The organism is Mesorhizobium sp. WSM4849, assembly GCF_055811385.1.
Window position 1 is genome coordinate 144,242 of sequence record NZ_JBVVPW010000002.1, and the last position, 14,435, is coordinate 158,676.

11 protein-coding genes are annotated in these 14,435 nt (G+C 63.8%); all 11 read left to right on the plus strand.

Going from position 1 to position 14,435, the window contains the following annotated elements:
- Nucleotides 1-200 precede the first annotated feature (200 nt).
- Complete coding sequence (locus tag AC0L3L_RS02520) at nucleotides 201-1,244, plus strand: substrate-binding domain-containing protein (RefSeq protein WP_473636426.1); 1,044 nt, start codon at nucleotides 201-203, stop codon at nucleotides 1,242-1,244.
- Nucleotides 1,245-1,280: 36 nt separating this feature from the next.
- Nucleotides 1,281-2,546 carry an ABC transporter substrate-binding protein gene (locus AC0L3L_RS02525; RefSeq protein ID WP_473636427.1) on the plus strand — a complete coding sequence of 422 codons (1,266 nt, stop codon included), beginning with the start codon at nucleotides 1,281-1,283 and terminating at the stop codon, nucleotides 2,544-2,546.
- A 70-nt stretch (nucleotides 2,547-2,616) separates the two neighbouring features.
- On the plus strand, nucleotides 2,617-3,462 hold the full coding sequence (locus tag AC0L3L_RS02530; RefSeq protein ID WP_473636428.1) for a carbohydrate ABC transporter permease: 846 nt from the start codon (nucleotides 2,617-2,619) through the stop codon (nucleotides 3,460-3,462).
- Nucleotides 3,459-4,301, plus strand: a complete 843-nt coding sequence (locus AC0L3L_RS02535) for a carbohydrate ABC transporter permease (RefSeq protein WP_473636429.1) — start codon at nucleotides 3,459-3,461, stop codon at nucleotides 4,299-4,301. Before AC0L3L_RS02530 ends, AC0L3L_RS02535 begins: the two co-directional genes overlap by 4 nt.
- A gap of 21 nt (nucleotides 4,302-4,322) precedes the next feature.
- Nucleotides 4,323-5,363, plus strand: coding sequence for an ABC transporter ATP-binding protein (locus AC0L3L_RS02540; protein ID WP_473636430.1), 1,041 nt, complete (start codon nucleotides 4,323-4,325; stop codon nucleotides 5,361-5,363).
- A 60-nt stretch (nucleotides 5,364-5,423) separates the two neighbouring features.
- Nucleotides 5,424-6,704 (plus strand): amylo-alpha-1,6-glucosidase, encoded by a 1,281-nt coding sequence (locus AC0L3L_RS02545; protein WP_473636431.1) that lies wholly within the window; start codon nucleotides 5,424-5,426, stop codon nucleotides 6,702-6,704.
- A 301-nt stretch (nucleotides 6,705-7,005) separates the two neighbouring features.
- Nucleotides 7,006-8,394 (plus strand): SWIM zinc finger family protein, encoded by a 1,389-nt coding sequence (locus AC0L3L_RS02550; protein WP_473636432.1) that lies wholly within the window; start codon nucleotides 7,006-7,008, stop codon nucleotides 8,392-8,394.
- Entirely contained in the window at nucleotides 8,391-9,836 is a 1,446-nt protein-coding gene (locus tag AC0L3L_RS02555) for a DUF5691 domain-containing protein (protein WP_473636433.1), read from the plus strand. The genes AC0L3L_RS02550 and AC0L3L_RS02555 overlap by 4 nt, the downstream gene beginning before the upstream one ends.
- A gap of 18 nt (nucleotides 9,837-9,854) precedes the next feature.
- Entirely contained in the window at nucleotides 9,855-10,934 is a 1,080-nt protein-coding gene (locus AC0L3L_RS02560; RefSeq protein ID WP_473527444.1) for an ATP-binding protein, read from the plus strand.
- A 6-nt stretch (nucleotides 10,935-10,940) separates the two neighbouring features.
- Nucleotides 10,941-13,199, plus strand: a complete 2,259-nt coding sequence (locus AC0L3L_RS02565; protein ID WP_473636434.1) for a DUF5682 family protein — start codon at nucleotides 10,941-10,943, stop codon at nucleotides 13,197-13,199.
- 10 nt (nucleotides 13,200-13,209) lie between these two features.
- Nucleotides 13,210-14,433 carry a VWA domain-containing protein gene (locus AC0L3L_RS02570; protein ID WP_473636435.1) on the plus strand — a complete coding sequence of 408 codons (1,224 nt, stop codon included), beginning with the start codon at nucleotides 13,210-13,212 and terminating at the stop codon, nucleotides 14,431-14,433.
- Nucleotides 14,434-14,435 lie beyond the last annotated feature (2 nt).

The window sequence follows — 14,435 nt, forward strand, 5'->3', positions numbered from 1 at the left end:
TATCAGTTGATGCAAAATTTTTCACAAGGTGTCGTCGGAGTCAAGCGCCACGTGGTTCAAATCACGCTAAGCGGGCCAAAAACAGGGTTCGGCCCGTTGTAGAGCCATCGACACCTCATTGGCTCGGCCGGGATTTAAAACGTTTGCAATCTGACCGAAACCCATTACAAACGCTTCAAACACTTTGTTCGGGAGGATCGGTGCCGGCCCGCGTCACCACGCTCAAGGAACTTGCCGCGCAGCTCGACCTGTCGATCACCACGGTGTCGCGGGCGCTTGCCGGCCATCAGCAGATCGCCTTGAAGACGCGCGAGCGCGTCACTGAAGCCGCGCGCCAGGCCGGTTACGTGCCCAACACGGCAGCCCGCACGCTGGTCTCAGGCCGCAGCGGCTTTGTCGGCATGGTGCTGCCGATCCGCGGCCCCAATCTGGTCGATTCCTTCCTTGGCGAATTCGTCACCGGGCTTGGCGAAGGGCTGGTTTCGCATGGCACCGACCTGATCCTCGCCGCCGCGGCGCAAGGCCAGTCGGAACTTTCCGTGCTTCGCCATGTTGTCGAATCCGGACGCGCCGATGGCGTCGTCGTCACCCGCATCGCCGAGGTCGACGAACGGCTCGCCTATCTGCGCCAGCGCAATTTCCCATTCGTCGCCCATGGCCGGCTGCTCGACACCGACTTCGCCTACAACTGGCTAGACACCGATGGCGCGCACGCCTTCGGTGAAGCCTTCGACATGCTCTACGATCTCGGGCACCGCCATTTCGGCCTGGTGACGATCGCCGAGCCGATGACGTTTCGCCATCTGCGGCAAGACGGGCTCGCCGCAGCGATCGCGCGCCGAGGCGATCCGTCGGCCAGGCTCGATGTAGCGACGGCGCCGCGCTTCGATCGCGGCGCCCGCATCCAGGCCATCAACCGGCTGCTGCATGCTGACGAGCGGCCGACGGCTATCGTCGCGCTGTTCGACGAGCTGGCGCTCAGCGTCATGGAAGAGGCCGCCCGCGCCGGCCTGGTCATCCCTCGCGACCTTTCCGTCATCGGCTTCGACAACATCGCCGCCTCGGCCTATGCGCCGCCGGGCCTCACCACATTCGATGCCTCGATCCGTCAATGCGCGCGCGAGATCGGCGAGATGCTGTTGACCGTCATCGGCGACAAGTCCGCCGCGCCGCTGACACGGCTGATCCGGCCGACATTGGTTTCGCGGGCAAGCCATGGCCCGGCACCCATAGGACAAAACTGACGCTGGGGCGGCGCATAACCAGGGAGGAAGACCACGATGAATGCGTTGAAGACACTGGCAGGCGCCGCACTCGCGCTGTCGATCGCGATCGGCGGCGCGCAGGCCCAGGTGCTGTTCTGGTCGACGCAGGCGCGGCCTGTGGAGGAGACGCAGAAAATGCGCAGCGAAGTGCTGAAGTCGTTTGACGGCCAGGTCGACTATCAAGTCGCCGAGGACGGGCCCTGGCTCACCCGCCTCCAGGCCGAGCTGCAGGCCGGCTCCGGCACCATCGGCGTGCTCGGCGGCCTGCACGGTGACTTCTCCACGGTCGGCGCGAACCTTGTCGATCTGTCCGGCGTCGATATCGGCGGCGTCAAGCTCAACGAGGCCTACAAGAAGCTCGGCATGCTCGGCACAGGCGACCAGAAATATCTGCCTTGGATGCAGGCCACCTTCCTGATGGCGGCCAACAAGCAGGCGCTGCAATATCTGCCGGCCGGCGTCGATCTCAACACCATCACCTATGACCAGCTGATCGAATGGTCGAAGAACATCGCCGAGAAGACCGGCTCGCCGAAATTCGGCTTCCCGGCCGGACCGAAGGGGCTGAAGCACCGTTTCTTCGAGGGTTTTCTCTATCCGTCCTACACCGGCTCGATGGTGACCAAGTTCCGCTCGGGGGAGGCCGAGACCGCGTGGAACAAGTTCAAGGAATTGTGGCAGTACACCAACCCGAATTCGACCAATTATGCCTTCATGCAGGAGCCACTGCTGACCGGCGAAGTGTGGGTGGCGTTCGACCACGTGGCGCGACTTGCCGATGCGTTCAACCAGAAGCCGGACGAGTTCGTCGCCTTCCCGGCGCCGGCCGGCCCTGCGGGTCGCGGCTACATGCCGGTGGTCGCCGGCGTCGCCATTCCGAAGACCTCGCCGGACATGGACAAGGCCAAGGCACTGGTTGCCTATATGCTGAAGCCGGAAACGCAGATCGCGACGCTCAAGGCCACCAACTTCTTCCCCGTGGTCGACGTAAATCTGCCCGACGACATGCCGGCCTCGGTGAAAGCCTTCGGCCCGGTGATCGCCACCATGACCGGCGCGCCGGATGCGCTGCCGGCATTGCTGCCGATGGGGCTCGGCGATCTCGGCGGCAAGTTCAACCAGGTCTATGTCGACAGTTTCGAGCGTATCGTGCTCGGTGGCCAGGATGTGCGTGGCGTGCTCGAGGAACAGGCGACGGCGCTCAAGGCCCTCATCGACCAGGCCAAGGCACCCTGCTGGGCACCCGACAAGCCGTCCGAAGGCGCCTGCCCGATCGACTAGAATCCTCCCGAGGGGCGTCCGGAACCTGTTGCGTTCCGGGCGCCAGCCGCACCACGCCAAAGGACATGCCATGCACGGCAAGGCCCTGCCCTATCTGCTGCTGATGCCGGCGACGCTGTTCCTTTGCGTCTTCTTCCTCTACCCGTTCGCGCTGGTCGCCTTTGAGGCTTTCACCCGTGACGGCGGCTTCACGCTCGACAATTTTCGCACCATGACCGGCAACTGGAAATTCCCGGTCGCCTTCTGGAACACCGTCCTGCTCGTAGCCATCGTCGTGCCGATCCAGCTGGTTATGGCGCTGTTGATGGCTACGGTCGTGTCCAGGCTCGAAACCGGGCGGGGTGCGGCGCTCTACATCTTCGCCATTCCGCTCGGCATCTCCGATCTCGCCGCCGGGCTGATCTGGCTCGCCATTTTCGACCAGTCCGGCTTCCTCAACACTCTGCTGTCGAACCTCGGCCTCGTCGACAGGCCCGTCATGTTCCTCGGCTACCAGAGCAAGCTGACCATCTTCGTCGCCGTGATACTGGCCGAGATCTGGCGCGCGACTGCGATCATGATGGTCATCCTGGTCGCTGGCATGGGGCTCATCCCCCGGGAGTATCACGAGGCGGCCGAGGTCTTTGGCGCGAGCCCGTGGAAGCGCTTCGTCAAGATCACGCTGCCCTTGCTGCGCCCCAGCCTGCAGACGGCGATCATCCTGCGCGTCATCCTCGCCTTCGAGGTTTTCGCCGTGGTGGCGGCGCTCGGCGGCACCAATTTGCCGGTATTGATGGGTGAGACCTACAACTGGCAGTTCTCGCTGCAGGACCGCAACGTTGCCGCCGCCTTCGCCCTGCTCATCCTCGCCATCTCGGTCGGGCTCACGCTGTTCTTCCTGCGGATGCTGCGGGTGCCGAAGGAAGCGCGCATATGAGCGCCGTCGCAGAGATGCCAATCGCCGCGCCCGCGACCCGCCAGGCCGGCAACTGGCTGCTGGTCGCCACCGTCATCCTGCTTTCGGTCTGGGTGCTGCTGCCGATCTATCTCCTGATAGTCAATGCCTTGTCGTCGCCGGAAGAGGTTACTGCCTTTCCGAAACGCTTCTTCCCTTCCTTCGATTTCGGCAGCCTGTCTTTCTTCATCAATTTCGCCGGCGTCGGCAGGGCGCTGTGGAACTCGGTCCTGGTAGCCACGCTGACGATGATCCTCTCGATCGGGTTCGGCGCGCCCGCCGGCTACGCGCTGTCGCGCTTCGATTTCCCGGGCAAGGGCACGTTCCGTTTCCTGGTGCTTATGACCCGCGCCTTTCCGCTGCCGCTGCTGGCGCTGCCGCTTGCGGTGATGTTCATTCGCACCGGCCTCGACGACACCGCCATCGGGCTGGCGCTGGTCCACACCACGCTGGCTCTGCCTTTCGCGGTGCTGATCACCTTCTCGCTGTTCTCAGGCATTCCGGTAGAACTCGAGGAAGCGGCGTGGACGCTCGGCTGCACCCGTTTGGAGGCGTTTCGCAAGGTCATCCTGCCGCTGGCACTGCCCGGCATCGCGGCCTCGGCGGTCTTTGCCTTCACCATCTCCTGGAACGAGGTGTTTGCCGCCGCCGTGCTGACCATAGAGAACCGGACGCTGACCGCCTTCCTGCTGCAGAGCCTCGGCGAGTCGCCGCTCTACCTCAAATTCGCCGGTGGGGCGGCACTGGTCATCCCGGCGCTGATCTTCATCTTCGCCGTCCGCAAATACCTGTTCGCCATGTGGGGGATCGCCAACCGATGACGCGCGATAGGGAGAAAGCCGATGGCTGAGATCGCCATAAAACAAGTGGCCAAACGCTTCGGCGGCTTCACCGCGCTGCATTCGATAGACCTCACCATCACCGACCAGGAGTTCATGGTGCTGCTCGGCGCCTCGGGCTGCGGCAAGACGACATTGCTCAGGATCGTCGCCGGATTGGAAACGCCGAGCCAGGGCGAGGTCTGGATCGGCGGCCGTCGCGTCGATCATCTGCCGCCGCGCGACCGCGGCATCGCCATGGTGTTCCAGAATTATGCGGTCTTTCCGCATTTGACAGTGTTCGAAAACATCGCTTTCGGCCTGCGCATGAAGAAATTGCCGCAGCAAGAGGTAGAACGCCGCGTCACCCGCACCGCCGAGCTCATGCATATCGAGCAATTGCTGAAACGCTATTCGGGCCAGCTTTCCGGCGGCCAGCGCCAGCGTGTGGCGGTGGCCCGCGCGCTCGCCATGGAGCCCGATGTCATCCTGATGGACGAGCCGCTGTCCAATCTCGACGCGCTGCTCAGGCTCGAAATGCGCGCCGAACTCAAGGGTGTGCTCGCCGCGTCCAAGACCACCACCATCTATGTCACGCACGATCAGGTCGAGGCGATGAGCCTCGCCGACCGCATTGCCGTCATGCATCAGGGCCATATCGTCCAGGCCGCCTCGCCGGTCGAGGTCTATCGCAACCCGGCCGCCCGCTTCGTCGGTTCCTTCATCGGCAATCCGCCGATGAATTTCATCCCCGCGACGAAGACTGCAAACGGAAGCTGGACCGTCGCCGGCCTGACGCTGCCCGGCCCCAAATCGGACAAGCACAAAATTGAATTCGCCATTCGCCCCGAAGATGTCGACGCAGGTGACGAGGGGCTGCATGCCACCGTGCGCGTCGTCGAGCCGCTCGGTCCGCACACGCTGGTCACCTGCGATGTCGAGGGTGGGCTGTTTCGCGCCATCCTCGAATCGAATGCCGCGATCGCCGTCGGCGACCACCTGCGACTTGCGCCCAAAGCCGATCGCATCCGCTGGTTCGATCCTGAAACCACCAACGCCCTTTGATCCCGCCAACGCCCTTCAATCGCGCCAACGCCCTTCAATCCTGAAAGTACGAACGCTTCAATGATCTCTCTTGCCGTCAACGAAACCATCGCCCGCGCCGTCGAGGTGCTCAGGGAAAACGACCACGGCGACTATACCATCCCGACCAAGGGCCTCTATCCGTTCCAGTGGAACTGGGATTCCTGCCTGACCGCGCTCGGTCTTGCCCACTATGACGAGGCGCGCGCCTGGACCGAGATCGAGACGCTGTTCGCCCATCAATGGCCGGACGGCATGGTGCCGCATATCGTCTTCCATGTCCTGAACGACAGCTATTTCCCCGGGCCGGAGGTCTGGAGAACCAACCGCCCGACTGCCACCTCCGGCATCACCCAGCCGGCGGTGGCGGGCTTTGCGGTTCGCCGCCTGTTCGACCGGGCCAGGGACAAGAAACTGGCCGCCGAGCGCGCCCGCGCGCTGCTGCCGAAGATCGACGCCTGGCATCGCTGGTTCTACGAAAACCGCGATCCAAGAGACGAAGGACTGGTCGCCATTATCCATCCATGGGAGTCCGGCCGCGACAATTCCATCGACTGGGACCATGCCTTCGAGCGCGTGCCGACCGAAGGCGTCGAGCCTTACACGCGCCGCGACACTTTGCATGCCGACCCAGCGCACCGGCCGACCAAGGCGCAATATGACCGCTACCTCTGGCTGCTGCAGCATTTTCGCGCACTTGGCTGGGACAATGCAAAGCTGCACGATGCCTCGCCCTTCCGGATCGTCGATCCCGGCTTCAACGCCATCCTGATCCGCTCAGCGGCCGACCTTGCCGATCTCGCCAAGACGCTTGGCGAAATGGGGATCGCCGACGCTAACCGCAGCCGCGCCCAAAAAGGGCTGTCGGCGATGGAGCGGCTGTGGAGCGATACCTACGGCCAATATCTCTGCCTCGACCGCGTCACCGGAACGCTCGTCGACAGCGCCTCCGTCGGAGGCATCCTGCCGGTCTTCTCGGCCATCCCGAAACCCCGTATCGCTGCAATCGCCGCCACCATCGAGCGTATCGCCGGCAAGGCAGGCTACATCGTCCCCTCGCACGATCTCGACGATCCCCGCTTCGACGCCAAGCGCTATTGGCGCGGGCCGGTCTGGCTGGTGGTCAACTACATGATCGCCGACGGCCTTGCTGCTGCCGGCTATGCTGATGTCGCCCGGCATATCACCCAGTCCAGCCTCGATCTCATCGCCGATAGCGGCTTTGCCGAATATTACGATCCGCTCAGCGGCGAACCGCTCGGCGGCGGCCGTTTCACCTGGACGGCGGCAATGGTGATCGAATTCCTGAAAGGCAGAGGCTGACGCCCCTCTTTGCTTCAGGCGACCTCAGTGGCATGGGCCGCCAAGGCCTGCTCCCGTCCACCTGAGCGCATAACTGGGCTGGCCGGCCCCAAAACGCCGCGCTTTGCTGGAAGTCCTCCGCCTGCCGAATGGCGGTGGACGTCGCTTGCGGATCAGGCGGATTCGGGCACATTAGGAGAATAGGGGCAGAGACGTCTCGATCTTCGCTTCACGAGAGCTACAATAATACTTCACAAACGGCTATCTATCCTGGCGACAGGCGTTTGGTTCGAGTCACGAGGGGCGCGGCTTGGAATTCGATTTGAAGACCATTGAGGCGCTTGCCCCCGATCAAGCGTCGCTGAGCGCTGCCTCCAAGCTGACCAAGCGATCGAACTGGCCGCGGCTGGAAAAGAATGAGCAGCAGGCGCTCATCTGGGGTGAATGTCAGGGCTCCGGTTCCAATCCTTATCGAGTGGTGGTCGACACTGGCGACCACGGCTACAAATGCACCTGCCCGTCGCGAAAATTCCCGTGCAAGCACACGCTGGCCCTGATGTGGATTGCCGCCACTGCGCCAGCCAGTTTTGCAGCCGCTGAATCGATACCGGAATGGGTGAATGACTGGCTTGGCCGGCGCAGGAAGACGACGCCAGCGCCAGGCCAACCGACATCCGGCGCGGCAGCCAAAAGCATCGATGAAGCCGCACGGACGGACGAGAGCGCCGCGGTCGAAGACGTAGCGTCGGTGGAGCGTCGCGAGGCAGCGCAGCGCAAGCGGGCGGGAGACACGCGAGAAGCAGTGTCGGCGGCGCTCGATGAGCTCGACCAATGGATCGCCGATCAGTTGCGGCTTGGACTTTCCGGGTTTGTCGACGGCAGCAGCGACCGTTGCCGCCGGATTGCCGCCCGGCTGGTCGACATGAAGGCAACCGCGCTTGCCGGTCGCATCGACGAGATCCCATCGCGGCTCATGGCGCTGCGCAGTGAGGAACGACCAGATGCTGCGATCCGCGAGCTTGGCAAGCTTGTGCTGCTGGCCAAGGCGTGGCGGTCGGCGCCCGACGATCCCGAGTTGAAGCGCCTTGTATCGACGTCTGAGACCCGCGAACAGGTTCTGGCCAATCCCGATGCAAGACAGGTCGAAAGCTTCTGGGAAGTTCTGGGCGAGAAGATCGAGAGCCGCCGCGACGGTCTCGTCAGCCATTCGACCTGGCTGCTCGATCTGAAGAGCACTACCCCGCAATTTGCCGTGCTGCTCGATTATTTTCCGGCTTCTGCCGGACGCCGGTCCAACGCTTTTGCTCCGGGTGATCGTTTCGATGCCCGGCTGGTCTTCTATCCAGCCCGCAAACCGCTGCGCGCACTGGTGGCGGAACGCATGGGTGAAGTGATGTCCGGCGCATGGCCTGATTTCAGCTTGAGCGCTACAAAGGACCCACTCGCCGGGCATGCTTCCTATCAGGATGCAGCGCCTTGGATTACCGATTGTCCTCTCTTGCTGCCGCCTGGTGCGATCCTGGTCGATGACCGCGGCACAGGCTGGTGGCAGGGTGCGGATGATCCGCAAGGGATAGCGTTGCCGATCGCTGGCGCTGTCAATCAAACATTGCTCGGCCTCGACCTTGCGGCCACGGCAGCGCTCTGGGATGGCGCCAGGCTTGACCTCCTGGCGGCGCAAAGCGGGTTCGGGAGGCTTGACCTGTCGTGAATGAGAGCGAGCAAACTGGCCTGGCGACAATGCGCGATTGCTGGATCACCGGCGGAGCCACCTTCGATCTGGCTCCGACCGCCTGGAAGACAATCGCCCGCGGTACAAGTCCCGACGAGCAGGAGCGCCGGCTCCTGGCAATCGCAGCACAGGCGCTCGACGTCGCCCTGCGGCCGGCGGCGCCGAAGACGCTCAAGCGCCGGCCGCCGCTGCCCAGACTTGCGCTCCCTATGCTGCCGGAGCGGTTGCGGCCGCTGTTGAGAGCCGCTCTGAAACACGCCGCCGACGCGAGACGCAAGACGCGCGTGGTGACGCTTGTCGCCAGCCGCGGCTTTGTCCTCCATCCGATGGACTGGATGCCCGTCGCGTCGGATCAGAACAGTCCGGACGTCTACGCTCCCTGGATCGACTGGCAAGCAAGCCTGGACGGGGAGAAACATGCCCCGCAAGAGAAACTGACGGCGAAAAATTGGGATGAGTTCTATCCTGCCGCGCGACGCATCGCGCTGGCAGACATGCGCCGCAGTGAACCGGCTTCGGCTCGAATACTGGTCGAGGCCAAGGCATCGGGCGAGCCCGCCGAGGTCAGGCTTGCGCTCATTGAGCTCATGCGCTTCGGCCTGAATCCTGAGGACGCGCCGTTCCTTAAAAGCCTCTCCGCCGACAGGTCCGGCAAGGTGCGTGAACTGGCTGGCCGGCTGCTGGCAAGGCTGGGGGAGCACGGCCGTTCAAACGATGGCGGACCGGATGATCCCGCAGCTGAACTCGCCGCTTTCATCAGCGAAGGCAAATCCGGCTTCATCCGCCGCCGCAGCATCTACACGCCGGCGAAGTTGAAATCGCCGGCGCAGGAAAAGCGTCGCGCCGAATTGTTCGAGACCTGCAATCTGGTCGACCTGGCCGCGCGGTTCAGTGCTACCGAACCTGAGTTCATAGGAGCCTGGCAATTCGGCGCCGACAACAACGCTGACATCCTGATCGCACGAATGGTCGCCGCTTCGGGGAGCGACGCCGCGGTGACGCATATGACGGACGCACTTGTCGCCGATGGCGGCAAGCCAGCGCTGTTCGTACTGCACCTCACGCCGCGCCTGGACAGTCGCAGAAAACGAGCCCTCGTCCGGCTGATCCTCAAGCAAACGAATTACCTCAACGCGATCAATCTGGCGGAAGGCATTGATGCTGGCTGGCTGGAATGGGACGATCTTTCGAATGGGTCGGCTCTTGCGGCGCTGCGTTCCGCCGTAGCGGGAAACGACGACGCCATGCGCCGGGGCGCCGACGATATACTGGAAACGATCGGCTTCCTTGCCACAGCGACCACAGCGGCAAAATTGATCGACGAGGTCGTCGCAGCCGGCATGCCGCCCGCAGCCCCATCACTCAGTGTCCTGCGTCTCAACGCGGCGCTGGCCGAACATCAATCTAAAACCGACACATGATCAATCCGGAGAATTCATATGAACGCTGCCATCCGTCTCCCGGTCGAGCAGGCCTATGCCTCTGAATTGCAGGCGCTAGCGCGCGGTGACGACAGGCAAAAGCCTGCCGGCTGGAGCCTCTCGCCACAAGCTGTGCTGACGTATCTGCTGGGCGGGAAGGCCGGTGACGGCACGCCGGTAACGCCAAAATATGTCGGTCGCCGCCGACTGATGGAGACCGCGGTGGCAACGCTCGCCACCGACCGCGCATTGTTGCTGCTCGGCGTTCCCGGAACAGCCAAATCCTGGGTGTCGGAACATCTGGCCGCCGCCATCATGGGCGACTCGACGCTGATCGTGCAGTGCACGGCCGGCACCGACGAGAACCAGATCCGCTATGGCTGGAACTATGCACAACTTCTGGCAAAGGGCCCGAGCCAGGAAGCATTGGTGCCGACGCCGCTCTACCGCGCCATGCAGACCGGCAAGCTCTGCCGACTCGAGGAACTGACGCGCATGGGCTCGGATGTGCAGGACACGCTGATCACCGTACTTTCCGAAAAGATGATGCCGATCCCGGAATTGAACACATCAATCTATGCCCAGCGCGGCTTCAACATCATCGCCACGGCAAACAACCGGGACAAAGGTGTGAATGAACTCTCCTCGGCACTCAAGCGTCGCTTCAATGTCGTGGTGCTGCCATTGCCGGAAGACATGGCTGAAGAGGTGGCGATCGTCTCCAAGCGAGTCGATGAGATGGCCGGCGGGCTCGACCTGCCGGTGCCGAAAAATGTCGGCGAGGAGATAGCCCGGGTATTGACCATCTTCCGTGAATTGCGGGCCGGTGCGACCGCCGACGGCAAGGTGACGCTGAAGACGCCCTCGGGCTCGCTGTCGACCGCCGAGGCGATCGCCACGATGGTTGGCGGGCTGAGCCAGGCGGCGTGGTTCGACAGCGGCAAGCTCTGCGCCGAAGGTCTCGCCGCCAGCCTTGTCGGCGCGATCGTGAAAGACCCGGTTCAGGACAAGGCAGTGCTTGAGGAATATCTGGAAACAGTGCTCAAGAAGCGGCCTGACTATGCCGGCTACTATGCGGCCTTGAACGCAGCGATCTGACGCGCCATGGGGCACAGCGACGTCGCCTATTTCGGCATACGCCATCACGGGCCGGGTTCCGCCGACAGCCTTGTGCAGGCATTGCAAGATTTGCAGCCGGTCGCCGTGCTGATCGAGGGGCCGATCGATGCCTCCGCGCTACTGCCGTTGCTGGCCCGCCCGGAGATGCAGCCGCCTGTAGCACTGCTTTGCTATCCGGAGGAGGAACCGGCTTCGACAAGCTTCTGGCCATTCGCCGAGTTCTCGCCGGAATATCAGGCGGTCCTTTGGGCCGTGGACAACAAGGCGGCGTTGCGCTTCATCGACCTGCCGTCGTCGGCGCGCTTCTCGGAAGCGGCGGTCGACGGCGCGGAAAAAGTCGATGCCGGCGAAGCGAAGGAATCAAGCGAGCGTGACGATGTGGATCCGCATCGGCGTGATCCGATAGGCACGCTGGCCCGCGCCGCCGGCTATGAGGATGGCGAAAGCTGGTGGTCGGACATCATCGAGCAGAATCCGGAACCAGGCCCGATATTCGCCGCCATCTCCGACGCGATGATGACGCTGAGGGATGGTGAAGCCTCGATCGCGCAGTTCGAGGCCCAGCGCGAAGCGCATATGCGGCTCGAAATCGCTGCGGCGCGCAAGGAATTCGACGGAACTATCGCCGTCGTCTGCGGGGCGTGGCATGTGCCGGCACTGCAGGCGACACACACGCAAAAAAACGATCAAGCCCTGCTTAAGGGGATTGCAAGGCGCAAGAGCACAATGACATGGGCGCCGTGGACGGGACCGCGTCTGGCGCTGGGTTACGGCTATGGCGCGGGCGTCGTCGCACCCGGCTGGTGCAAGCATCTCTGGCGCACGCGCGGCCGGCGCGATGCAGCAACCTTGTGGCTTGCAATGATTGCAGCGGTGCTGCGGGTGAAGGGTCACCTGGTCTCGACCGCTTCGCTGATCGAAGCGGAGCGGCTCGCCCGCACGCTCGCCGCGATTCGCGAGCGGCCGAAACCCGGGTTTGAGGAATTGCGCGACGCCGCAATTGCGGCTCTGTTCAATGGCGAAGCGTTGCTGTGGGCCCTGGTCGAGGCCGAGCTGCTTCTAGGTGCGGACGTCGGCGAAATTCCACCCGACACGCCGTTGGCGCCGTTGATCGAGGATCTGCAGCGCAACCAGAAGGCGGCGCGGCTGAAACCTGAAGCGCTGGAGCGGGAACTATCCGTCGACCTGCGAAGCGACAGCGGGCTGTTTCGTTCGACATTGCTGCATCGGCTGAACGTGCTTGGTGTGCATTGGGGCAAGTTGACGGACGCCGGTCGCAGCCGTGGCACCTTCCGCGAGCGGTGGACCCTGGCCTGGGAGCCGGAATATGCCGTTCGCCTGGTGGAGAACCTGATCTACGGGCCGACCATCGAAAAGGCTGCCAACGGCCGCCTGATCCAGATGATCAAAGCCGCAGCAACCCTCGATACTCTTGCGGCACTGGTCCAGGGCGCCATCACGGCAGGCCTGTCGGAAGCATCGACGGCCGGTCTCGCGGCCCTGGAGGCGCGCGCGGCGCGCAGCAGCGAATGCCTGGAGATTCTGGCCTCGGTGCCGCCGCTCGCCGACATCATCCGCTACGGCGAGGCCCGCAAAACGGAGACGAACCGGCTTTCCGGCCTCATGGAGCGGCTGATCATCGAAGGTGCGATCGCGCTTCCCTATGCGGCACGCGACCTGGATGAACAGGCCGCCGCGACGCTGGCTAGCGCGATGCGCAAGGCCGATGAGGCGATCAGGCTGGTCGAGCCAGAGGAAGACGTGCTGAACGGATGGCGCAACGGGCTGGCTGCCGTGCTGGAGGGGTCGCAGGCGACGGCGCTGCTGGCCGGATGCGCCGCGCACCTGCTCTACGAGGCCGGCCGCCTGTCCGCCGAAGCCGCAGCCGGGCTGCTCGGGCGACGCCTGTCGCCGGGCACGCCGGTCACTGAAGCGGCAGGGTTCTTCGAGGGCTTCTTCAGCACAGCCGGTCAACGGCTGATCTATGACGAAGGTCTGCGCGGCGCGGTCGATTCCTGGCTCAAATCTCTCGACGAAGATGCTTTCATCGCGCACCTGCCTTTGCTGCGCCGCGTCTTTTCCAATCTGGACAGTATGGAGCGCCGCCGGCTGATCGAGGCAGTTCTCGGCCGCGCCGCGCGCTTGCCTGCCGGCCTGACGCCGACGCCGGATGGCGGCGAGGCGTGGCGCCGACACTTGGAGCGGCTAGGACCATTGCTCATGGGAGGAAACAGCAGTGGATGAAGAAGGCGAAATGAACGAGCCCGTCCCATTCACTGCCGATGTCGGAAGGGAGCGCCGCTGGCGCCTGGCGATCGGTGCTGATGACGAGGCGTCGGTGGCACTTTCCAGCGACGACAAACGGCTTTCGGCGGCGCTCGACGCTCTCTACGGCGATGGCGACAGCGCTGCGGCCAGTGACCCGCGCAAGCGGCGCGGCGGGCTCGGCCGCTCGGCGCCGCGCGTTGCGCAATGGATGGGCGACATTCGCTCCTTCTTTCCCGCGCAGGTCGTTCAGATCGTCCAGAAGGACGCTTTTGAACGGCTGGACCTGAAGCAGATGCTGATGGAGCCGGAATTCCTCAAGGCGATCGAGGCCGACGTTAACCTCGTCGCCGACCTGATTTCGCTCCGCTCGGTCATGCCGGCCAAGACCAAGGACATCGCCCGCACGATCATCGCCGATATCGTCGCCAAGCTGATGCAAAGGCTGGAGCACAAGACAGCCGAGGCGATACGCGGCGCGCTCGACCGATCGAGGCGCACCAACCGCCCGCGTGCGCGCGATATCGACTGGCAGCGCACCATCTCGGCGAACCTTCGCCACTACCAGCCCGAGCACAAAACTATCGTGCCGGAGAAGCTGGTTGGTTTCATGCGCAAGCAGCGCCGGCTGGTCGATCTTGACGAAGTCGTTCTCTGCGTCGACCAGTCCGGCTCGATGGCAAGCTCGGTCGTCTACGCCTCGATCTTCGCGGCGGTGATGGCCTCGCTGCCGGTCGTGCGCACCAAGCTCGTCTGTTTCGACACGGCCATCGTCGACCTTACCGAAGAACTCAGCGATCCCGTCGAAGTGCTGTTCGGCGTGCAGCTTGGCGGTGGCACCGATATCAACCAGGCCGTCGCCTATTGCGCCGACCGTATCGAGCGGCCAACCAAGTCGCATCTGGTGCTGATCACCGACCTCTACGAAGGCGGCAATGGACAGGAGTTGCTGCGGCGGCTTGCGGCGCTGGTTCGATCCGGCGTCAATGTCGTCGTGCTTCTGGCACTGACCGACCAAGGCCGGCCCGGCTACGATCCGGCAATGGCAGGTTCGGTTGCCGCACTTGGCATTCCGGTCTTCGCCTGCACGCCGGATTTGTTTCCGGACATGATGGCGGCGGCATTGCGCCGGGAAGATATCGGCGCCTGGGCGGCGGGAGCCGACATCAAGCTGGTTCGCGCCGAGGCCGAAGCGCCTAGGGCGAACGAGTGAGC

Excerpts from the sequence above, each read along its gene's own strand:
- AC0L3L_RS02525 (WP_473636427.1), top strand. The coding sequence starts at position 1,281 with ATGAATGCGTTGAAGACACTGGCAGGCGCCGCACTCGCGCTGTCGATC.
- AC0L3L_RS02530 (WP_473636428.1), top strand. The coding sequence starts at position 2,617 with ATGCACGGCAAGGCCCTGCCCTATCTGCTGCTGATGCCGGCGACGCTG.
- AC0L3L_RS02535 (WP_473636429.1), top strand. The coding sequence starts at position 3,459 with ATGAGCGCCGTCGCAGAGATGCCAATCGCCGCGCCCGCGACCCGCCAG.
- AC0L3L_RS02540 (WP_473636430.1), top strand. The coding sequence starts at position 4,323 with ATGGCTGAGATCGCCATAAAACAAGTGGCCAAACGCTTCGGCGGCTTC.
- AC0L3L_RS02545 (WP_473636431.1), top strand. The coding sequence starts at position 5,424 with ATGATCTCTCTTGCCGTCAACGAAACCATCGCCCGCGCCGTCGAGGTG.
- AC0L3L_RS02560 (WP_473527444.1), top strand. The coding sequence starts at position 9,855 with ATGAACGCTGCCATCCGTCTCCCGGTCGAGCAGGCCTATGCCTCTGAA.
- AC0L3L_RS02565 (WP_473636434.1), top strand. The coding sequence starts at position 10,941 with ATGGGGCACAGCGACGTCGCCTATTTCGGCATACGCCATCACGGGCCG.
- AC0L3L_RS02570 (WP_473636435.1), top strand. The coding sequence starts at position 13,210 with ATGAACGAGCCCGTCCCATTCACTGCCGATGTCGGAAGGGAGCGCCGC.